This is a genomic window from Arthrobacter sp. NQ7 (assembly GCF_029581595.2).
GTDB classification, from domain to species: Bacteria; Actinomycetota; Actinomycetes; order Actinomycetales; family Micrococcaceae; genus Arthrobacter; species Arthrobacter phenanthrenivorans_B.
In genome coordinates, this window is the sequence record NZ_JARFXU020000017.1 from 58835 (window position 1) to 79202 (window position 20368).

Sequence of the window (20368 nt, forward strand, 5' to 3'; positions counted from 1 at the left end):
TCCCGCCCCCAAACCGCCAACGCCCCACCACCTCCAGCCGAAAGCAACGAACCCTCCCCCACGGAATGTGGGGGAGGGTTCAGCAGGACGCCGCACTACCTGATGGCGCGTTGGGAGAAAGCGGGCAGAAGGTGATGGGGCGTCCGGGGAGAGGTCAGGAGAGCGGGCGGTGCAGCTCTGCAAGCTCCTGGTGGCGTGGACTGTTCGGGTTCATCAGCGAGTGCTTGCGGCCGTAGCCGAAGTAGATGACCAGGCCGATGATGAGCCACACGACGAACCGCAGCCAGGTTTCCCAGTGCAGCTGCAGCATCAGGAAGGCAGACGCCAGGACGCCGAACGCCGGGATGAACGGCATCAGGGGCAGGCGGAAGGTGCGCGGAGCGTCCGGCCGCTTGTAGCGGAAGATGATCACGGACAGGCAGACGACGACGAACGCGGCAAGGATGCCAATATTCGTCAAGTCCGCGACCGCCTTGATGGGGAAGACGCCGGCCAGGAAGGCGGAGGCCACGCCGCCGATCCAGGTGACGCGCTGCGGGGTCCCGTGGCGGTCGGTCTTGGAGAACCAGCCGGGGAGCAGGCCGTCGCGGCTCATGGAGAACCAGACGCGGGTGACACCGAGCAGGAAGGTCAGCATCACGGTGAGGATGGACAGCACCGCGAAGACCGAAATGATGGTGGCAATGACGGGCAGGCCCACCGAGGTGAACGCTGAGGCGAAGCCCGCCTTGGGGTCGATGTCCTTGTAGTTCTGCATGCCGGTCAGGACCAGGGTGGCGGCGACGTAGAGCAGCATGGCGATGATGAGTGACAGCACGATGGCCTTGGGCATGTGCTTCTTGCCGTCCTTGGCTTCCTCGGCCGCGGTACTCATGGCGTCGTAGCCGAACACGGCGAAGAACACGGTGGCGGAGCCGGCAACCACGGGGCCAAAGCCACTGGGCATGAAGGGGTTGTAGTTGTTGGTGTCGATGTAGAAGACGCCCAGCCCGATGATGAAGAGGATCAGGACCACCTTGATGGCCACGGCCACAAGCTCGAACCTGCCGAAGGCCTTGGTGCCGCGGGAGAGGATCCAGGTGACCAGGAGGCAGACCAGGATGGCGGGGATGTTGACGATCCCGCCCTTGCCTTCGTCGACGGTTGAGGTCATCCAGGCCGGCATATGGATGCCGATGCCCGCAAGGAAGGCGTCAAGGTAGCCGGAGATGCCGATGGCCACCACGGCCACGATGGCGATGTATTCCAGCAGCAGGTCCCAGCCGATGAACCAGCCGATCACCTCGCCGAGGGCCACGTAGCCGTAGGTGTAGGCGGAGCCCGCACGCGGGATCATGCCCGCGAATTCCGCGTAGGACAGGGCCGCCGCCGCTGAGGCGAGGCCCGCGATGAGGAAGGAAATCAGTACCGCGGGCCCCACTCCCGGGTTTCCTTCGCTGCCGGCGGCCACCAGTCCCGCGAGGGAGAAGATGCCGACGCCGATGATGCCGCCAACGCCGATGGCGGTGAGCTGCCACAGCCCGAGCGACTTGAACAGCCCGCTGTGCTTGTTCTCTTCTTCAATGTCATCGATGGGCTTTCGCCGCATAATCGATTGGCTCATGTCTTTACTGCTCATCCGGAACTCCTGCTTGGGGGTGCGACCCCGCCGCGGCACGCCAAGGAAACTGGCTGTGACGGGGGTAACTCGGTTTCAACAGTATGCGTGCGTGGTTGCGTTAGATAAAGTGACTACTTCTAACCTATATTCGTTAGTTTCAGTTAGGAATCCATCATGCTTGACGTCCGCCGGCTCCGCCTGCTCCGCGAGTTAAGCATCCGGGGGACGCTCGCGGAGGTGGCCGAGGCACTGCAGTACAGCCCGTCGTCGGTATCGCAGCAGCTGGCCCTCCTGGAGAAGGAAGTGGGCGTGGAACTGCTCCGGAAGACGGGGCGCCGGGTGCAGCTGACGCCGCAGGCCGAGGTGCTGGTGGCCCACACGGCACAGCTGCTGGAAACGATGGAGCAGGCCGAGGCGGACCTGGCCGCGTCCCTGACCACCGTGACCGGCACCGTGCGGATCGCCGTGTTCCAGTCGGCGGCGCTGGCGCTGATGCCGGACACGCTGACCCGGATGGCCGCCACCTACCCCGAGGTGCGGATCGAGATGATCCAGCGCGAACCGGAAACGGCGCTGCACGAAACCTGGGCCCGCGACTTCGACCTGGTGATTGCGGAGCAGTATCCCGGGCACGCCGCCCCCCGCTACCCCGAGCTGGACCGGGTGAAGCTGACCACCGACGCCATCCGCCTGGCCGTTCCCCCGGCGGCTGGGGGCGGGCCGGCCATCCGCGGGATTGAGGACACGGCAGAGCTGGCATGGGTCATGGAACCCCGGGGTGCGGCGTCCAGGCACTGGGCGGAGCAGGCGTGCCGCAGTGCCGGTTTCGAGCCGGATGTCCGGTTCGAAACCGCCGACCTCCAGGCCCAGGCCCGGCTGATCGAGTCCGGCAACGCGGTGGCGCTGATGCCGGACCTGGTGTGGACCGGCCGCGGCACCACGGCGCAGTTGCTGGAGCTTCCCGGCAAGCCGCACCGGACCATCTTCACCTCGGTGCGCCGCTCCAGCGCGCAGCGCCCGGCCATCCTGGCTGCAAGGGAGACCCTTGCTGCGGCCGCCGCGGCAGTGGCAAGGGACGACGCCGGGTGAGCGGCCGCCGTCGTCCGTGTCCTTCACTGCGCGGCCAGGCAGCACTTGGTGCGCAGGTGCTTCCCCTGCCTACCGAATCCTCCCGTCACCGCGCCAGTACGTGACCGCAGTGTTTCCTGCGTCACTGCGGCCCAGGAGCCGCAGGTCTAGACTGGAGCCGTTATGAATCGAACAATGTTCAAGTCCAAAATCCACCGGGCCACGGTGACGCACGCCGACCTGCACTACGTAGGTTCGGTCACCGTCGACCTCGACCTGCTTGAAGCCGCCGACATCCTGCCCGGCGAGCTGGTGTCCATTGTGGACGTCACCAACGGCGCACGGCTTGAGACCTACACCATCGCCGGCGAGCGCGGTTCCGGTGTCATCGGCATCAACGGTGCAGCGGCGCACCTCATGCACGAGAACGACATCGTCATCCTGATCACCTACGCGCAGATGACCACCGAAGAAGCCAAGGCCTATCAGCCGCGGGTGGTCCACGTGGACCAGGACAACCGGATCATCCAGCTGGGCAACGATCCTGCAGAGGGCCTGACACCCGGCATGATGCGCCCCCCTTTCGCGCTTAACAACGCCACCCTGTAACCGGAGCGTGTGTCCCGGCCCTTCCCTCCGCCGCGCCCAAAAGGCCCGCCCGTGCCACCAGGCTGACCCTTGCTAGGGGTGCTGGCGGGCTTCTTCGTGGTCTGGTGCATCATCCTCGTGGGATGGTTCGTGGGCCGGCGGAAGATCCTGGGCGACAACGCGAGGCCGGTGCTCAGCGGCCTCACGTTTTTCGTGGCCAGCCCGGCCCTCCTTTTTGAAACCCTCAGCAAAGCCCGCCTGCAGGAAGTGTTCGCCGAGCCCCTGCTGGTCACCGCCATGGCTGCCATCACCACCGCGGCCACCTTCTTCACCATCGCCAGGTTCGGGCTGAAGCGGGCACTCCCCGAGTCCCTGATGTCAGCCATGTCCGCGTCCCTGGCAAACTCCGCGAACCTGGGTATTCCCATTGCGGTATATGTCCTGGGGGACGCGAGCTACGTGGCTCCGCTGCTCATCTTCCAACTGGCGTTCTTCACGCCGATGTTCCTGATGATCCTGGACTCGAGCACCAGTACGCACCGCACCACCCTGATCGGGTTCTTCCTGATGATCCTGCGCAACCCCATGATCGTGGGGTCCGGCCTGGGGCTGCTGGTGGCCGGCACCGGCTTCCAGGTTCCGGCGCTGGTCATGGAGCCTATCCACCTGATTGGCGGAGCGGCCATCCCCGCCATGCTGATCGCGTTCGGCATGAGCCTGAACGGGACCAGGCCACTGCAGGCGTCGGCGGGCCGGCGGACGGACACCCTGCTGGCCAGCGGCTTCAAGCTGGCCGTCCAGCCGGCACTGGCCTATGTCTTCGCCCGCTTCACGCTGGGAATGGACGGCCACGCGCTGTTCGCCGTAGTGGTGACCTCCGCCCTACCTACCGCGCAGAATGTCTTCGTGGCCGCCAGCAGGTACCAGACCGGGCTGACCGTGGCCAAGGACACCGTGCTGATCACCACCGTGGTGGCCGTACCGGCGATGATCGGCGTCGCGCTCTTGCTGGCCTGACGCCGCCGGCGCAGCTGGCAAAACTGAACCTGATGGCAGCACTAACCCTGGAGGGCTGATGAATACCGTGTTGGATACCGTGGTGATTGGCGGCGGAGCCATGGGCTCCGCCGCAGCGTGGGCGCTGTCCCGCCGCGGCCGCGAGGTGACGCTGGTGGAGCAGTTCGGCCCCGCGCACAAGATCGGGGCGTCCCACGGCGCAACCCGCAACCTGAACCCCGGTTACCACCAGCCCGACTACGTCGCCATGCTGGCCGAGGGGCTGGCGCTGTGGGAGGAACTGGAACAGGAAAGCGGCACGCAGTTGCTGGCCCGTACCGGCGTCGTCACCCACGGCCCGGGCGGGGACCTGCCGAAGGTCTTCGAGGCGCTCACGGCTGCCGGCATCCGCGCAGAGTTCGTGGTCCCGGCCGAGGCCGGCGAACGCTGGCGCGGGATCCGGTTCGACCAGCAGGTCCTGCACATGCCCGACGGCGGCCAGCTCAACCCGGAGGCCGCACTGCCGGCGTTCCAGCGGCTTGCCGCGGCCCGGGGTGCCGACATCAGGCACCACACCAAGGTGGCGGGCTTCGAGGTGTTCGACGACGGCGTGCGGCTGACGCTTGAATCGGCTGCGGGCACGGAGGTGGTCACCGCGGCCCAGGCCGTGGTGACGGCGGGCGGCTGGACGGAGAAGCTGCTGTCCGGAGCTTTGAATGGAACGGGTACTGAGTTCCGGATCCCGAAACTCCGGGTGACGCAGGAGCAGCCGGCGCATTTCCGGGTGGCTGACCCGGGCGCGGTGTGGCCCGGTTTCAACCACTACCCGGGCCCGGACTACCAGGGCTGGTACTCCCCCGTCTATGGAATGCAGACCCCGGGCGAGGGCATCAAGGCCGGCTGGCACGGCGTGGGTCCGGTGGTGGACCCGGACCACCGGGACTTCCTGCCGGAACCAACCCAGCTCTCAGCGCTGCAGGACTACGCCAGGCAGTGGCTGCCCGGCGTGGACCCCGATACGTTCGAGGCCATCAGCTGCACCTACACCACCACCCCGGACGAGGACTTCATCCTGGACCGGATAGGGCCGGTGGTGATCGGCGCAGGCTTCTCCGGCCACGGCTTCAAGTTCACGCCGGTGATTGGGCGCATCCTTGCCGATCTCGCCACCGGAACCAGGCCCGCGCCGTCGATCTTCCGGGCGTTCCGCTAGGGGCACTGACCTAGAGAAAGAGAACCAATGATGACAATCCCGGAAGAAGTCGACACTCCGGAGATCCTGGTCGACCGGGATGTGCTCCAGCGGAACATCGACCGCATGGCCGCTGCCGTCCACGCGAAAGGTTTGAACCTCCGACCCCACGTGAAAACCCACAAGGTGCCCGAAATCGCGCAACTGCAGCTGGCGGCCGGTGCAGTCGGCATCACTGTAGCGACCCTCGGGGAGGCTGAAGTCTTTGCAGAACACGGAGCTACCGACATCTTCATCGCTTACCCCATCTGGGTCGGTCCCCGTCAAGCCGAACGCCTGCGCCGGCTTGCTGCCACCACAAAGATCTCAGTGGGACTGGATTCACGGGAGGCCGCCGAAGCCATGGGAGCGTGCCTGGATGACGCAGCCGGCGACTTCGACGTGCTGCTGGAAATCGACAGCGGCCATCACCGAAGCGGAATCGCCCCAGGTGCCGTCGCTAACGTGGCCCACGCCGCGGCACGCGCCGGCCTGAGGGTCAGAGGCGTCTTCACCTTCCCGGGCCACAGCTACGCCCCCGGGATGCCCCTGAAAGCAACCGAAGAAGAACGGATGGCCCTCAGCCAGGCCTCGGACCTGCTCACGCACGCAGGATTTGAAATCCTGCATCGCAGCGGCGGTTCAACTCCCACCGCCACTCTCACCGGTGATTCCGTAGCCACCGAGGTCCGGCCAGGAGTTTATGTCTTCAATGATGCCCAGCAACTGGAACTGGAACGATGCGCCCCTGAAGACATCGCGCTGACCGTCGCCGCAACAGTGGTAAGCCGGCATGAGGGCGACGACGTCATACCGCGAAGGATCGTCCTGGACTCTGGCAGCAAAATCCTGGGCGGCGACCGACCTGCGTGGGCCACCGGCTTTGGACGGCTGCTCGACTATCCCGAAGCACGCATCACCGCGCTCTCGGAACATCACGCGACCGTGGTCTGGCCACCAGATGCAGAGCTCCCGCCTCTCGGAGAGCGGTTACGGGTAATACCGAACCACGTCTGCGTGGCCGTGAATCTCGTTGACGACATCACTGTCGTCGCCAGCGGCAAAATCGTGGACCGCTGGCGCGTAGCTGCACGCGGAAAAAACAAATAGCGGGGACGAAAACACACATTCGCCCTGAGGGCTTGTGTGCAGGAACATCTCCGCCGGCGGCAGCCTAGCTGGAGCTGCCGTCCGCCTGGGTGGGCACGGGCTCCGCGTCGGAATTGTCGCTGTCTTCCGCCTTCACCGCAGGCATGGACAGCACCGCTGCCACCGTGAGCAGGCCGGCCACCAGCGCGGCCAGGAACACGGCACCGGACGCGTTGATCACAGTGGCGGGATCGGCGTCGCCGCCGCTGCTGCCGCCATAGATGGAGTTGGCCACGGCACCGAACACGGCCACGCCCAGGGCGCTGCCGATGGACCGGGCGAACATGTTGGTGCTGGTCACCACGCCGCGTTCGTGCCAGGGAACGCTGGACTGGGCGGAGATCAGGGTGGGGGTGGCCAGCAGGCCCAGGCCAAGCCCGACGACGAAGCAGCTGACCGCGATGAGCGCCACGTTGGGAGAAGCGGCCGTCAGGGACAGGATCAGCAGGCCCGCCACCGCGACGGCAATGCCGATCAGGGCGGTGGACTTGAACCCGATCCGCAGGTAGAACTTCCCGGCCTGCGAGGCGCTGAGCGGCCAGCCGAGGGTGAGGGCGGCGAGCGCCAGGCCCGCGACCAGCGGCGAGGAGGAAAGGGCGCCTTCCAGGAAGGTGGGAACGTAGGAGGTGAGCCCGATCATCATCGCTCCGACGCCGAAGGACACCAGCGCGGTGGTGGCCAACAGGCGGCGGGAGACCACCCAGGAGGGCAGGATGGGCTCCGCTGCCCGGCGCTCCACCAGCAGGAATGCAACGAGCAGCACGGCCCCGACAGCAAAGACGCCAATGCTGATGGACGAGTTCCAGGCCCACGCTTGGCCGCCCTGCAGGGCGCCGAGGATAAGCAGGCCCAGCGACCCGGCCAGGAGGACGGAGCCTGCGTAGTCCACCTTGTGCGTGGCCCGTTCCACGTTTTCGTGAAGGGTGCGGACCAGCATCCACCCGGCCAGCAGGCAGAGCGGGACGTTGACCAGGAAGATGCCGCGCCAGATGCCCAGGGCGGAGAAGATGCCGCCCAGGCTGGGACCCACCACGGAGGAGACGGCCCAGACGCTGGCCAGGTAGCCCTGGACCTTGGCCCGCTCCTGCAGGGTGTAGATGTCCCCGGCGATGGTGACGGACACCGGCAGTACCGCGCCGGCGCCGAGCCCCTGCAGGGCGCGGAAAGCGATCAGCGAAGGCATGCTCCACGCCACCCCGCACAGCACGGAACCCAGCAGGAACAGCCCGATTCCGGTGAGGATGATGGGTTTGCGGCCTGCCATGTCGGAGAGCTTGCCGTAGATGGGCACGGACACTGCCTGCGCCAGCAGGTACGCCGAGAACAGCCAGGGGAAGGACGAGAAGCCCCCCACGTCACGGACGATCGACGGGACGGCCGTGGCCACGATGGTCGAGTCGATGGCCACCAGGCCGGTGGACAGCATCAGGGCAATGAGGATTGGTCCCCGTTCGGACCGGAAGCCTACGCCGTCTTTTGCGTTCGCCATGGTCAGACCCGCACCAGTCCGGCGGCCTCGGCCAGCAGTTCGACGGAGCGCAGCCGTGCCGCGGTGCCGGGGCTCTGGTGCGCCACGATGAGTTCGTCGGCGTCGGCGTGCTTGCCGAAGCTGTCCAGGTAGTCGATGACCATGTCCGGGGTGCCCACGGCCGAGTAGGTCATCATCTGTGCCATGTGCCGTCCCTGCGGCGAGTCGAGGATCATGTCCGCCTCGTCATCGGTGAATTCGCGGGTTCCGCCGCCGAAGAACAGTGAGACGCGGGCGCGCTTGGTGGCCTGCAGCATCTCCTGGGCGTCTGCCGCGGAATCGGCGGCGATGACGTTGACGCCCGCAATAACGTGGGGCGCGTCCAGCTGGGCGGAGGGCTTGAATTCGCTGCGGTAGATGGCCACGGCGTCCTGCAGCGCGGCAGGGGCAAAGTGTGAGGCGAAGGCGTACGGCAGGCCCAGCTGCGCGGCCAGCCGGGCGCCGAACAGGGACGAGCCCAGGATGTACAGCGGCACGTTGGTCCCCTTGCCCGGGGTGGCCTCGACGCCTTGGATGCGGGTGGGGCCGGTCAGGTAGCCCTGCAGTTCCAGGACGTCCTGCGGGAAGCTGTCGGCGGACATCGGGTCGCGGCGCAGGGCGCGCATGGTGTTCTGGTCGCTGCCCGGGGCCCGGCCCAGGCCAAGGTCGATCCGGCCCGGGTGCAGGGTTTCCAGGGTGCCGAACTGTTCGGCAATGGTCAGCGGGGAATGGTTGGGCAGCATGATGCCGCCGGCCCCCAGCCGGATGCTTTCGGTGTGCGCGGCCACGTGCGCGATCAGCACGCTGGTGGCGGAGGAAGCGATGGAGGACATGTTGTGGTGCTCGGCGTACCAGACGCGGCGGTAGCCCAGCTTCTCGGCGCTTTGCGCCATGGCCACGCTGCCCGCCAGGCTCTCCGCCGCCGTCTGGCCTTTGCCGATGGTTGCCAGGTCAAGGATGGAGAGGGGAAGAGTCACGTCGGTTGCGGCCTTTCAGGAACGTTTCGTAAGGGGCGCCGGCCGGAGCACGGCGGCACTTGATGCATAACGACGGCGGTCCCCGGCTTATTTCGTGATCTCCGGAATACTCAGCACACTGATGAGGTTGCCGCCCCTATGAGCCATGATTCAACGAACCAGCTGGAACTGTCCGCAACGATTGACCTGAAGGATCTGGGAACCGTGCACAGGCTCGGTTTCGGTGCCATGCGCATCGTCGGTGACGGTGTCTGGGGTGAGCCCGCAGACCGCCAGGCCGCCGTGGCCGTGCTGCGCCGCGCCGTCGAACTCGGCGTGGACTTCATTGACACCGCTGACTCCTATGGCCCCAACATCAGCGAGGAAATCATCGCCGAGGCCCTGCACCCGTACCGGGAGGGGCTGAAGATCGCCACGAAGGTGGGCTTCACGCGCACGGGCCCCAACAAGTGGATTCCCGTGGGCCGGCCGGAATACCTGCGCCAGCAGACGGAGCTGAGCCTGCGCAAGCTGAAGGTGGACACCCTGGACCTGCTGCAGCTGCACCGGATCGACCCCAAGGTGGACGCCGAGGAACAGTTTGGTGTGCTGCGCGAACTCCAGGACGAAGGCAAGGTCCGCGCACTGGGCCTGTCACAGGTCAGCGTGGCGGAGCTTGAGGCGGCCGGAAAGCACTTCACCGTGTCCACCGTCCAGAACCGCTACAACCTGACCGACCGCAGTTCCGAGGACGTTCTGCGCTACGCGGAGGAGAACGGGATCGGGTTCATCCCGTGGGCGCCGATTTCCGCGGGCGACCTGGCCAAGCCGGGCGGCCCGCTGGACGAAGCCGCCAAGCGCCTGGGCGCCACCACCTCCCAGGTGGCACTGGCCTGGCTGCTGCGCCGCTCCCCCGTGATGATGCCCATCCCGGGCACCGGCTCCGTGCAGCACCTTGAAGAGAACATGGCCGCCGCCGGGATCACGCTCGACGACGACACGTACGCCGAGCTTGAAGCGGCCGGCAAGTAAAAACACGCCAACCAAGAACGAGGACAGGAGCTACACCATGGCAAACATCCTGATGGTCGTATCGGCCGCCGATTCCCTCACCATGAAGGACGGCAGCGAGCACCCCACCGGCTACTGGGCGGAGGAACTGGTGGTGTCACACCAGACCCTGACGGAAGCCGGCAACACGGTCCACATCGCCACCCCCGGCGGCCGGAAGCCCACTGTTGACCAGGTGAGCCTGGCGCCCGAGTCCGCCGGCGGCGGGGAACGTGCGCAGGGCTTCAAGGACTACCTGGCCAAGGTCGACGGCGAGCTGTCGCACCCGCTGGTCCTGGCCGACGTCGACGTTGCCGCCTATGACGCCGTGGTGATGCCCGGCGGCCACGGCCCCATGGCCGACCTCTACCAGGACGCCCACCTTGGCCGCCTCCTGGTGGCAGCCAACAGGGACGGCAAGATCATTGCGCCGTTCTGCCACGGTCCGGCGGGGCTGCTGAGCGCAACGGACGACGACGGCGGGTTCGCTTTCAAGGGCCGGCGCCTGACGGTCTTCACCAACGAGGAGGAGCTGGGCGGCGGGACCGGGGAGAACACGCCGTGGCTGGTGGAGGATGCGCTGAAGGAGAAGGGCGCCGTCGTGGAGAACGGCGCGGCATGGTCCTCCAACGTGGTGCGGGACGGCAACCTCATCACCGGGCAGAACCCGCAGTCGAGCGAGGACGTGGCCAAGGAAGTGCTGGCTGCGCTGAGCTAGCCGGCACCAGTTTCTGAGGCAATGACAGAGGGGACCAGTTCAGCTGAACTGGTCCCCTCCTTGCGGCGCACGTCGTTGGGCGCCGGCCCGGAAGCGCTACTTCAGCTTGAAGTTCGCACTGATGAAGCTCCCGTCGTTCGCCGTCATGGTCAGCGTGTAGCAGCTGCCGGCCGTGGCGGGCGTCTTCCAGTTGTAGATGAACTGGCCTGCAGTGGCGTCGTACCGCAGCGACGTGTTGCCCGTGGTGGTGGTTTCGATATCGTCCACCAGGCTCAGGAGCGAGCATGTCACCTTTTGGGTAGTGAACTTGGCCAGACTCGGATCCGTCAGCTCGGTATCACCGGCAAAGATCTCGAATTTCGCCGGTACCGTGCTGCCATTCTTGACCGTGTTCACCACCCCGTTCATGTCGATCGGCTGGTAGAAACCCTTCAGGGTCCAGGCCTTCACCGTGTAGGACTGGGTCACCGTGGTGCTGTTGCCTGCAAGGTCCGTGGCAGTGGCCGTCAGGGTGTGCGTCCCGGTCTTGGTGTCATAGCCTGAGACCACGCAGCTGCCGCTGACCCCGGACAGGGCATCGGAGGCGGTGCAGGTGGGCTTTGCGGCGGTGGAGCCAAAGTAGCTGTCCGCGACCACAGAGTCGAAGGTCACCGTGGGAGGTGTCAGGTCGATCTTGAAGGTCTGCCGTGCCGCTCCCGCAGGCGTAGTGTTGCCGGCGTTGTCGCTGAAGGCCGGGCTTTCGACCTTCACGTCAGCGCCTTGGCCGGACGAAGTGACACTTTGCGTGGGCGTGGCGGGGCCGGAGACCAGGTCGGTGCCGGTAAACGTGGCAACGACGTCGCTGCGGTACCACCCGTCAGCGCCCTGGGTTCCTGTTGCGCCGGTAAAGCTAACCTCAGGTGCAGTTTTGTCGATCTTGAAGATCTGCGACGCCGCCCCTGCGGTGGTGGTGTTGCCCGCAATGTCCGTGAACGCTGGGCTATCAACCTTTACAGCGGCACCCTCACCTGAAGAGGTCACCGTCTGGGCTGCTGCCAGCAGTCCCGAGGTGGCGTCGGTGCCGGTGAAGGAGGCTTCGACGTCGGAGGTGTACCAGTTGTTGCTCCCACGGGTGCCCGTCCCGCCGTTGGCCGCTACGGTTGGGGCTGTGGCGTCCTTCCCCAGGTTGACGGTTACAGGAGCGGCCGTTCCACCGGAACTGGTGGCGGAGCAGCTGTAGTCAGTCGCCACCTGGTCGGCGGAAATGGTTTGGTCCTCGCAGCCGGTCAGCTTCAGTGTGCTGGGCGAGTCAGCTTCGGTGACTATCCAGTGGAGGGCCACCGGGCTCTTGTACCAGCCGTTCAAGCCGTCAGGATCAACCGGTGACAGGGTGTAATCGATGCTGGGTGCCGATCCGTCAGTGATCGAGTACGTGACAGAGCTTGTTGCGGTGAGGCCACCCTTGTCCGTGTAGCTGCAGGAAGCCGTCTGGGAACCGACACCCGTGGCCCCATCCGGACCGGAAATGGCACCCATATCAGCACCGAACGTAATGTGTCCGTCCTCGGCGTCGGTCACATCGCAGATCGCTGCCGGGACGGCCCCCTTCGTGTACGAGGCGCCAGCGGTGACGCCGGTGATATTGAGCTTGGGTGCCGTGTTGGACGGCGCCGGCGCTGCCACGTTGACGGTGAACGTGGCCGGTGCAAGGTTGAAAGTGCCATCGGTGTCGTTGCTGACTTGCCTGGCGCTTACCGTGGCCGAACCAGCACCCACGGGCGTTACGGTCAGGGTCCGCTGGGCGCCACAGGAGTCGAAGGTGACCCTGGAGGGTGAAACCGTAGCGACGGCCGGATTGCTGGACACCAGGTCAAGGGTCAGCGTTGTTGACCCGGTCAGGTTGCAGCCGTTTTTGACATCGTCGTTGGTGGGGTCTACCGCCAGAATGGTGCTGCCGCTGGCACCGCCGACGTTGAGTGGCATGACCTCCGCCACCGAGTCAATGGTGGCGTCGAGTTTGTTGTAGATGTCGTCTGCGAACGCCACCCCGCCGCCCGCAAGCAGCAGGCTTCCCGCAGCGACTGCCGCCGCTGTCCTGGTGTTGGTTCGCCTGAGCAGGCCTGTTCCCCCAGCAGTAGTTTTCCCGCCTGGCGAGTGATTCATGTGTTGCCTCCCTCATTTGCCTGCGGCCCACCCGGGCCGCAACGTACTTCACCGTATGAGTCGGCATGGGCGGAGAACACGCGTAGTCACCACCTGTCTTTTTCACCCGGGTACTCGTTTTCTGCTGGAACCGTGACGCACCTCGCCGTGGGCCCACGCGGACCCGAATATGACCGCCGCGGTCCTCCGGTTAACGGCCGTTACTCCCTGTATCCCAGCGTTTCGGGCCCTTTGATTCGCCGTTGGCGGCTGCCGGATAGTTGCAGCAACGCGCACAATCCGCCGCACCCCCCACCCCTCCAAGGAGGAACCATGACCATCACCACCAGGCCCGCCGCCGTCGTGGCCCTTGCCGTCTCAGCACTGCTGGGGCTGGCTGCCTGCTCCGATCCCGGCGCTTCGGCGGCGACAGCACCGTCGTCGTCCGCCGCCAACTCCGCCGGCAAGACCTTCAACCTCTCCCCGGAGCAGGACCGGTTCAAAGTCTCAACCGATCCCGCCGCAGCGGCGCTGGTCCCGGAAGCCATCAGGGCTGACGGCAAACTGACCGTGGTGACCACCGGCGGCGCGGCGCCGCTGAGCCTGTTCGCCACGGACAACAAGACCCTGATCGGCAGCGAGGTGGATATCGCCCACGCAGTGGGTGAATCTCTCGGCCTCCAGGTGGAGGTCCTTCCCGTCGCATGGGCCGACTGGCCGCTGGGCATCGAATCGGCCAAGTACGAGGCCGTGCTGTCCAACGTGACCGTCACCGAGGCGCGGAAGGAGAAGTTCGACTTCGCCACCTACCGCAATGACCTGCTGGGCTTCTACGCCAAGAGTGATTCCGGCATCGGCGACATCAAGGAAGCCAAGGATGTGGCCGGCAAGAAGATCATCGTGGGCTCCGGCACCAACCAGGAAGCCATCCTGGTGCGCTGGGACGAGGAGAACAGGAAGAACGGTTTGGCGCCGGTCGAGTTCCAGTATTACGACGACGACTCCGCCTCGGGCCTGGCCCTTCAGTCAGGCCGTGCGGACCTGACCTTCGGCCCGAACGCGGCTGCCGCTTACAAGGCGGCGCAGGACGGAAAGACCAAGCAGGTGGGCACGCTGAACGGCGGCTGGCCTTTGACGGCGCAGATCGCCTTCACCACCAAAAAGGGCAACGGCCTTGCGGCGGCGGCCCAGGCTGCCCTGAACCACCTGATCGAGGACGGCACCTATGCCAGGATCCTGGACCGCTGGGGCCTCTCGTCCGAGGCAGTCCAGAAGTCCGAACTGAACCCGGCAGGCCTGCCTAAGAAGTAGGCGGCCTGCCGACGAATGAGTCCCCGCCCGTGCACACCATCTGGTGGTGTGCACGGGCGGGGACTCTCCTGCGTCAGCGGGGGTCTGGTTCAACCGCCCAGGCCAGGCGGTGCAGGAAGGTGGCGGTCCGGCTCCTGGCGGCCAGCACGGCAGCTGACAGGCGGGTGGGTTTTTCGATGATTTGCGGGGCGTTGGGCTGTGCGCTCCTGGCTGGGCCCATGGCTCCGGCAAAAAAGAGGGCTATCAGGCTTGCGCTTTCCATCTTTCTCCGGCCGAACGTTAAATCCCTGGGGGCATGGAAGCCCAACTCTGCTCGAGGCCTTTTCCAGATTATCAGCTGCGCCGTGGGGCCCGGCCGGCTCCGGTGTGAAAGTGCGCTCCCGGTCCCTTAGGCAATAGTCTGGCCAGATGGGGACCAGTGCCGTGAACTCCGGCGAACAGATGGACAGGCAGACACGCATTCTCGAGGCGGCGATGGACCTGCTGTCCCGCCACGGCATTTCGGGCGTGAGCATGCGGGCCGTGGCCCGGGAAGCGGGCGTGGCGCTGGGCCTGGTCAACTACTACTACGACGACAAGACCACCCTCATCCGGGCCGCCCTGCGCCGGGTGGATGAGCACGACGTCCTGCTGGTGGCCCAGGACCCGGCACTGGCTCCGGACGAACAACTGCGCCAAGCACTGCGCCGGGTGGCAGGCGCAGATTTGCTGACCACCCGCTACCTGTCACTGCGACTGCACCTGTGGGCCCTGGCCCGGGCTGACGAGGATTACGCCCAGATCAACGCAGCGGCCTTCGACCGGTACCTGGACGGGCTCGCCACACTGGTGTCCAATGCGATTCCTGAGCTCCCTTGGAAAGCATGCAGGGATAGGGCCGCCGATATCGTCGTCATCCAAAACGGCATGTGGTTGACCGCCCTCCTCGGCGTGGACCGCGCCGCCACCCAGCGCAGCATCGCCCGTACGGAGGAGATCGCCTTCGCACCGGTTCCGGGCAACACCGGAACCTCCTAGGAACCCAGCCTGGACTGAGGGCACCCGCCGCATAACGGGGGCAGTGCTGCGTAGCATTGAACAAGTGTTCAAGAAAAGTATTGAACACTCGTTCAAGGTGCGTTACTGTCCTCGGTATGACTTACGCCACAGCAGTACAGGACGGCAGCCCGAAGGCCGAAACCGCCACCGCTTCCTCCCTCTTCATCAACGGCACGTGGGAGTCGGCGGCATCGGGCGCCGTACGCGAAATCAGGAACCCCGCAGACGGCGGGCTGGTGGCCCTGGTGTCGGAGGCCGGCCGGGAAGACGCCGAACGCGCCATCGCCGCAGCCCGCAGCGCCTTCGACTCCGGCAGCTGGTCCTCAGTCCCGGCACCGGAACGCGGCACGTTCCTCCTGAAGGTCGCAGCCGGCCTGCGCGAACGCCGGGAAGAGTTCGCCCGCGCCGAATCGCTTGATACCGGAAAGCGGATCATCGAAAGCCGCATCGACATGGACGACGTCGCCGCCTGCTTTGAGTATTTCGGCAGGCTCGCCGGGCAGCAGGCAGGACGGGTGGTCGACGCCGGGAACCCGGACATTGCCAGCAGGATCGTCTACGAACCCGTGGGCGTCTGCGGACTGATCACCCCGTGGAACTACCCGCTGCTCCAGGCCGCGTGGAAGATCGCCCCCGCACTGGCCGCCGGCTGCACCTTTGTCCTCAAGCCCTCCGAACTGACCCCGTCCACCAGCATCCTGGCCATGCAGCTGCTGCACGACCTCGGCCTGCCGGCCGGCGTTGCCAACCTGGTCACCGGACCCGGTGCCGAGGCGGGCGCACCGCTCTCGGAACACCCCGCCGTCGACCTCGTCTCCTTCACCGGCGGCCTGGAAACCGGCAAGCGGATCGCCGCCGCCGCCGCAGCCACCGTCAAGAAGGTGGCGCTGGAACTGGGCGGCAAAAACCCCAACGTCATTTTCGCCGACGCTGACTTCGACGCCGCCGTGGACAACGCCCTCAACGGCGCCTTCGTCCACTCCGGCCAGGTCTGCTCGGCAGGTGCCCGCCTGCTGGTGGAGGAATCCATTGCCGAACGCTTCGTGGCCGAGCTGGTCCGCCGCGCCGAGGGCATCCGCATCGGCGGACCGTTCGAGGACGCCGCCGAAACCGGCCCGCTGATCTCCGCCGCGCACCGGGACAAGGTCCACGCGTACGTCCAGCGCGGCATCGAGGAAGGCGCCCGGCTGCGCACGGGCGGCGCGGCACCATCCGGAGAGAAGTACGACGCCGGGTTCTACTACCAGCCGACCATTCTGGACCGCGTGCAGCGGGGCATGTCCGTGGTGGTTGACGAGGCATTCGGCCCCGTGGTCACCGTGGAAACGTTCCGCACCGAGGACGAGGCCGTGGCCACCGCCAACGACACCATCTACGGGCTCGCCGGCGCCGTCTGGACCCAGGACGCCGGCAAGGCCCAGCGCGTGGCATCCCGGCTGCGGCACGGCACCATCTGGATCAACGACTACCACCCCTACCTTCCCCAGGCCGAGTGGGGCGGCTTCGGCCAGTCCGGCGTCGGCCGCGAGCTGGGCCCCACCGGCCTGGCCGAATACCAGGAAGCCAAGCACATCTACCAGAACACCAGCCCCCAGGTCACCGGCTGGTTCGCTGACCACGGCAAGGAGAACTAGATGCACGTCGACAACATCGAGCAGCTCAGCGAGCGCTCCTTCGATTACCTCGTCATTGGCGGCGGGTCGGCCGGAGCCGCCGTCGCCGCCCGGCTGAGCGAGGACCCGGACGTCACCGTGGCCCTGGTCGAGGCCGGCCCGGACGACCGCAATATCCCCGAGATCCTGCAGCTGGACCGCTGGATGGAACTGCTGGAATCCGGCTACGACTGGGACTACCCCATCGAACCGCAGGAGAACGGCAACTCCTTCATGCGCCACGCCCGCGCCAAGGTCATGGGCGGCTGTTCCAGCCACAACTCCTGCATCGCCTTCTGGGCCCCGCGCGAGGACCTGGACGAGTGGGAGTCCAAGTACGGCGCCGCCGGCTGGAACGCCGATGCGGCCTGGCCGCTGTACAAGCGGCTGGAAACCAACGAGGACGCCGGCCCGGACGCACCGCACCACGGCGACTCCGGCCCCGTGCACCTGATGAACGTGCCCCCGGCGGATCCTGCCGGCGTCGCCCTTTTGGACGCCTGTGAACAGGCAGGCATCCCCCGGGCGAAGTTCAACACCGGAACCACGGTGGTCAACGGCGCCAACTTCTTCCAGATCAACCGCCGGGCGGACGGCACCCGCGCCTCCAGCTCCGTCTCCTACATCCACCCCATCGTGGACCGCCCCAACTTCACCCTGCTGACCGGGCTACGCGCCCGCCAGCTGGTGTTCGACGCGGACAAGCGCTGCACCGGAGTGGACGTGGTGGACTCGGCATTCGGCCGCACCCACCGGCTCACCGCGCACCGGGAAGTCATTGTGTCCACCGGCGCCATCGACTCCCCCAAGCTGCTCATGCTCTCCGGGATCGGCCCGGCCGCACACCTGGCCCAGCACGGCATCGAAGTCCTGGTGGACTCCCCCGGCGTCGGCGAACACCTGCAGGACCACCCCGAAGGCGTGGTGCAGTTCGAGGCCAAACAGCCCATGGTGCAGACCTCAACGCAGTGGTGGGAAATCGGCATCTTCACCCCCACCGAGGACGGCCTGGACCGCCCCGACCTGATGATGCACTATGGTTCCGTCCCGTTCGACATGAACACCCTGCGGCACGGCTACCCCACCACCGAAAACGGCTTCAGCCTCACCCCCAACGTCACCCACGCCCGCTCCCGCGGGACCGTAAGGCTGCGCAGCCGCGACTTCCGCGACAAGCCCATGGTGGACCCGCGCTACTTCACCGATCCCGAGGGCCACGACATGCGCGTCATGGTGGCCGGCATCCGCAAGGCCCGCGAAATCGCCGCACAGCCCGCCGTGGCGGAATGGACCGGCCGCGAACTCTCGCCCGGCATCGAGGCGCAGACGGATGAGGAACTGCAGGACTACATCCGCAAGACCCACAACACCGTCTACCACCCGGTAGGCACCGTCCGGATGGGAGCGTACGACGACGACATGTCGCCGCTGGATCCGGAGCTCCGGGTCAAGGGCGTCACCGGCCTCCGGGTGGCCGATGCGTCCGTCATGCCCGAGCACGTTACCGTCAACCCCAACATCACCGTCATGATGATCGGCGAGCGCTGCGCCGACCTCATCAGGGCAGACCACACCGGCGCGGGCCACACCGCCGCAGACGCCCGGGAAGAAAAGGAGCTCACCACGTCCCTCGCCTAAGCGGCAGGTTTTGAGGGGGCCGCATTCCCCAACAGCGACGGCCCTCCGCAAGCGTTATTGCGCCGCACCCCAGGGCGGCCGGTCCCATCGTGCTTTCTGACCCAGGAGTCCATATTGGAACCCAGCAAGAGTATTGATTCAAGCGGCATGGACGAATTCGGCTACACCCAGACCCTCGACCGAAGCATCGGCAAGTTTGCCAGCTTCGCCGCGGGTGTCAGCTACATCTCCATCCTCACCGGTGTTTTTCAACTGTTCTACTTCGGTTTTTCCATGGCCGGCCCGGCGTACGCCTGGTCCTGGCCCATCGTGTTCGTCGGCCAGCTGATGGTGGCCCTCTGTTTCGCCGAATTGGCCGGACGCTACCCCGTCGCCGGCTCCGTCTACAACTGGGCCAAGCGGCTGGCCTCCGGAACCTCGTCCTGGCTGGCCGGCTGGCTGCTGCTGCTCTCCTCCATCATGGCGCTGGGCTCGGTGGCGCTGGCCCTGCAGATCACCCTGCCGCAGCTCTGGTCCGGCTTCCAGTTCGTCGGTGACGGCACCGGCCCCTACGACTTCGCCATGAACGGCGTGGTGCTGGCCACGATCATGATCACCATCTCCACCCTGATCAACGCGTTCGGCGTGAAGCTGATGACCCGGATCAACAGCATCGGGGTCTTCGTGGAGCTGATCGCGGCCGTGCTGCTGATCCTCGCCCTCGGCTGGCACGTGGTGCGCGGCCCGGAGGTCTTCTTCCAGACCAACGGCTTCGGCGAGGGCAACGATCTTGGTTTCTTTGGCGTATTCCTCATCGGCGCCATGGCCTCCGGCTACGTCATGTACGGGTTCGATACAGCCAGCTCGCTGGGCGAGGAGACCAAGGACCCCAAGCGCACCGCGCCCAAGGCTATCCTGCGCGCCGTCACGGCATCGTTCCTGCTGGGCGGGTTGATCCTGCTGTTCGGCATCCTGGCGGCCCCGGACCTGAGCGATCCCCAGGTGGGGGCTGCCGACGGCGGGCTGCAGCATATCGTGCTCTCCGTCCTGGGCGGGCCCTTCGGCAAGGCCTTCCTGGCCTGCATCGTGGTGGCCGTGGTGGTCTGCACCCTGGCGGTCCACGCGGCAGCGATCCGGATGATGTTCGCCATGGCCCGCGACAACAACCTGCCGTTCAGCCGCCAGCTGGGCAAGGTGGACCCGGTGCGCCGGACCCCCACCGTGGCGGCGATCGTCATCGGCATCATGGCCGTCATCCCGCTGCTGGTCAACGTGATGCAGCCGGCCATCTTCACCATCCTGTCCAGCATCAGCATCGTGCTGATCTACCTGTCCTACCTCCTGGTCACGGTCCCGCTGCTGCGCAAACGCTTCCTGAAGAAGTGGCCGCTGGCGGACGACGGTTCCGAGCCCGGGTTCTCGATGGGCAAGTGGGGCCTCCCGGTGAACATCCTTGCCGTGGTGTGGGGCGGGGCCATGACGGTAAACCTGATCTGGCCCCGGCCGGAGATCTACAACTCGGTGCCGCCGTTCGAGTGGTACCTGCAGTGGGGCGGCGTCCTGTTCGTTGCCGCCGTCACCGCCGGCGGGGCGCTGCTGTACCGGCTGAAGATCCGCCACCAGACCGGTGTGCTGGCCGAGCATGCCGCCGCCGTGGCCGCCCACCCGTCCTCGCGTGCCACGGCTGAGGCTCCGGGGGATCACCAGCTGGTGGACGTGCAGGTGCAATAGGGCTGCTGCTGCAGCAGGGTCCGCTGCAGCAGCGC

At 66.4% G+C, this 20368-nt stretch carries 17 protein-coding genes; 12 read left to right on the forward strand and 5 right to left on the reverse strand.

Translation table 11 applies throughout. The features are described from left to right. Nucleotides 1-154: 154 nt before the first annotated feature. Nucleotides 155-1618, reverse strand: coding sequence for an amino acid permease (locus PUN71_RS16540; RefSeq protein WP_277799298.1), 1464 nt, complete (start codon nt 1616-1618; stop codon nt 155-157). A gap of 156 nt (nt 1619-1774) precedes the next feature. Here PUN71_RS16540 and PUN71_RS16545 point away from each other — a divergent pair, with 156 nt between their 5' ends. From PUN71_RS16545 to PUN71_RS16565, 5 genes are all read left to right on the forward strand, one after another. After that, nucleotides 1775-2689, forward strand: coding sequence for a LysR substrate-binding domain-containing protein (locus PUN71_RS16545; RefSeq protein WP_043455026.1), 915 nt, complete (start codon nt 1775-1777; stop codon nt 2687-2689). A gap of 162 nt (nt 2690-2851) precedes the next feature. Then, nucleotides 2852-3277, forward strand: coding sequence for an aspartate 1-decarboxylase (gene panD, locus PUN71_RS16550; protein WP_205622296.1), 426 nt, complete (start codon nt 2852-2854; stop codon nt 3275-3277). A 69-nt stretch (nt 3278-3346) separates the two neighbouring features. Then, entirely contained in the window at nt 3347-4273 is a 927-nt protein-coding gene (locus PUN71_RS16555) for an AEC family transporter (RefSeq protein WP_277799299.1), read from the forward strand. A gap of 58 nt (nt 4274-4331) precedes the next feature. After that, a complete protein-coding gene (locus PUN71_RS16560) occupies nt 4332-5465 on the forward strand; it encodes an FAD-dependent oxidoreductase (protein WP_277799300.1) in 1134 nt (377 codons plus the stop codon). Between the two features lie 27 nt (nt 5466-5492). Next, on the forward strand, nt 5493-6593 hold the full coding sequence (locus tag PUN71_RS16565) for a D-TA family PLP-dependent enzyme (RefSeq protein ID WP_277799301.1): 1101 nt from the start codon (nt 5493-5495) through the stop codon (nt 6591-6593). A gap of 64 nt (nt 6594-6657) precedes the next feature. On the opposite strand, the gene PUN71_RS16570 is transcribed toward PUN71_RS16565, so the two are convergent. Together PUN71_RS16570 and PUN71_RS16575 are read right to left on the reverse strand one after the other, a co-directional pair. Further along, a complete protein-coding gene (locus PUN71_RS16570) occupies nt 6658-8121 on the reverse strand; it encodes an MFS transporter (RefSeq protein ID WP_277799302.1) in 1464 nt (487 codons plus the stop codon). A gap of 2 nt (nt 8122-8123) precedes the next feature. Further along, nucleotides 8124-9116: an LLM class flavin-dependent oxidoreductase gene (locus PUN71_RS16575; protein WP_277799303.1), complete on the reverse strand. Its 993-nt coding sequence runs from the start codon at nt 9114-9116 to the stop codon at nt 8124-8126. A 138-nt stretch (nt 9117-9254) separates the two neighbouring features. On the opposite strand from PUN71_RS16575, the gene PUN71_RS16580 reads away from it, so the two are divergent. Together PUN71_RS16580 and PUN71_RS16585 are read left to right on the forward strand one after the other, a co-directional pair. Then, complete coding sequence (locus PUN71_RS16580; protein ID WP_277799304.1) at nt 9255-10127, forward strand: aldo/keto reductase; 873 nt, start codon at nt 9255-9257, stop codon at nt 10125-10127. A gap of 37 nt (nt 10128-10164) precedes the next feature. Beyond that, entirely contained in the window at nt 10165-10863 is a 699-nt protein-coding gene (locus tag PUN71_RS16585) for a type 1 glutamine amidotransferase domain-containing protein (RefSeq protein ID WP_277799305.1), read from the forward strand. A gap of 96 nt (nt 10864-10959) precedes the next feature. Here the strand turns inward: PUN71_RS16585 and PUN71_RS16590 are convergent, their stop codons facing one another. Continuing rightward, nucleotides 10960-13005, reverse strand: a complete 2046-nt coding sequence (locus PUN71_RS16590) for a PxKF domain-containing protein (RefSeq protein ID WP_277799306.1) — start codon at nt 13003-13005, stop codon at nt 10960-10962. 312 nt (nt 13006-13317) lie between these two features. Between PUN71_RS16590 and PUN71_RS16595 the strand changes: the two genes are divergently transcribed. Beyond that, nucleotides 13318-14295 carry an ABC transporter substrate-binding protein gene (locus PUN71_RS16595; RefSeq protein ID WP_277799307.1) on the forward strand — a complete coding sequence of 326 codons (978 nt, stop codon included), beginning with the start codon at nt 13318-13320 and terminating at the stop codon, nt 14293-14295. A 73-nt stretch (nt 14296-14368) separates the two neighbouring features. On the opposite strand, the gene PUN71_RS16600 is transcribed toward PUN71_RS16595, so the two are convergent. Continuing rightward, on the reverse strand, nt 14369-14557 hold the full coding sequence (locus tag PUN71_RS16600) for a hypothetical protein (protein WP_277799308.1): 189 nt from the start codon (nt 14555-14557) through the stop codon (nt 14369-14371). A gap of 146 nt (nt 14558-14703) precedes the next feature. On the opposite strand from PUN71_RS16600, the gene PUN71_RS16605 reads away from it, so the two are divergent. The 4 genes from PUN71_RS16605 to PUN71_RS16620 all read left to right on the forward strand — a co-directional run bounded on the left by PUN71_RS16605 (nt 14704) and on the right by PUN71_RS16620 (nt 20333). Further along, nucleotides 14704-15312 (forward strand): TetR/AcrR family transcriptional regulator, encoded by a 609-nt coding sequence (locus PUN71_RS16605; RefSeq protein WP_277799309.1) that lies wholly within the window; start codon nt 14704-14706, stop codon nt 15310-15312. A 116-nt stretch (nt 15313-15428) separates the two neighbouring features. Continuing rightward, nucleotides 15429-16967, forward strand: a complete 1539-nt coding sequence (locus PUN71_RS16610) for an aldehyde dehydrogenase family protein (RefSeq protein WP_277799310.1) — start codon at nt 15429-15431, stop codon at nt 16965-16967. Then, nucleotides 16968-18623, forward strand: coding sequence for a GMC family oxidoreductase (locus tag PUN71_RS16615; RefSeq protein WP_277799311.1), 1656 nt, complete (start codon nt 16968-16970; stop codon nt 18621-18623). A 147-nt stretch (nt 18624-18770) separates the two neighbouring features. Further along, nucleotides 18771-20333 carry an APC family permease gene (locus PUN71_RS16620; protein WP_277799330.1) on the forward strand — a complete coding sequence of 521 codons (1563 nt, stop codon included), beginning with the start codon at nt 18771-18773 and terminating at the stop codon, nt 20331-20333. Nucleotides 20334-20368 lie beyond the last annotated feature (35 nt).

What these genes read in the sequence shown, in the direction of transcription:
- PUN71_RS16585 (WP_277799305.1), top strand. Translation starts at nt 10,165, where the DNA reads ATGGCAAACATCCTGATGGTCGTATCGGCCGCCGATTCCCTCACCATG.
- PUN71_RS16565 (WP_277799301.1), top strand. Translation starts at nt 5,493, where the DNA reads ATGATGACAATCCCGGAAGAAGTCGACACTCCGGAGATCCTGGTCGAC.
- PUN71_RS16615 (WP_277799311.1), top strand. Translation starts at nt 16,968, where the DNA reads ATGCACGTCGACAACATCGAGCAGCTCAGCGAGCGCTCCTTCGATTAC.
- PUN71_RS16560 (WP_277799300.1), top strand. Translation starts at nt 4,332, where the DNA reads ATGAATACCGTGTTGGATACCGTGGTGATTGGCGGCGGAGCCATGGGC.
- PUN71_RS16590 (WP_277799306.1), bottom strand. Translation starts at nt 13,005, where the DNA reads ATGAATCACTCGCCAGGCGGGAAAACTACTGCTGGGGGAACAGGCCTG.
- PUN71_RS16595 (WP_277799307.1), top strand. Translation starts at nt 13,318, where the DNA reads ATGACCATCACCACCAGGCCCGCCGCCGTCGTGGCCCTTGCCGTCTCA.
- PUN71_RS16545 (WP_043455026.1), top strand. Translation starts at nt 1,775, where the DNA reads ATGCTTGACGTCCGCCGGCTCCGCCTGCTCCGCGAGTTAAGCATCCGG.
- PUN71_RS16570 (WP_277799302.1), bottom strand. Translation starts at nt 8,121, where the DNA reads ATGGCGAACGCAAAAGACGGCGTAGGCTTCCGGTCCGAACGGGGACCA.
- PUN71_RS16610 (WP_277799310.1), top strand. Translation starts at nt 15,429, where the DNA reads ATGACTTACGCCACAGCAGTACAGGACGGCAGCCCGAAGGCCGAAACC.
- panD (WP_205622296.1), top strand. Translation starts at nt 2,852, where the DNA reads ATGAATCGAACAATGTTCAAGTCCAAAATCCACCGGGCCACGGTGACG.
- PUN71_RS16580 (WP_277799304.1), top strand. Translation starts at nt 9,255, where the DNA reads ATGAGCCATGATTCAACGAACCAGCTGGAACTGTCCGCAACGATTGAC.
- PUN71_RS16600 (WP_277799308.1), bottom strand. Translation starts at nt 14,557, where the DNA reads ATGGAAAGCGCAAGCCTGATAGCCCTCTTTTTTGCCGGAGCCATGGGC.
- PUN71_RS16540 (WP_277799298.1), bottom strand. Translation starts at nt 1,618, where the DNA reads ATGAGCAGTAAAGACATGAGCCAATCGATTATGCGGCGAAAGCCCATC.
- PUN71_RS16605 (WP_277799309.1), top strand. Translation starts at nt 14,704, where the DNA reads ATGGGGACCAGTGCCGTGAACTCCGGCGAACAGATGGACAGGCAGACA.
- PUN71_RS16620 (WP_277799330.1), top strand. Translation starts at nt 18,771, where the DNA reads ATGGACGAATTCGGCTACACCCAGACCCTCGACCGAAGCATCGGCAAG.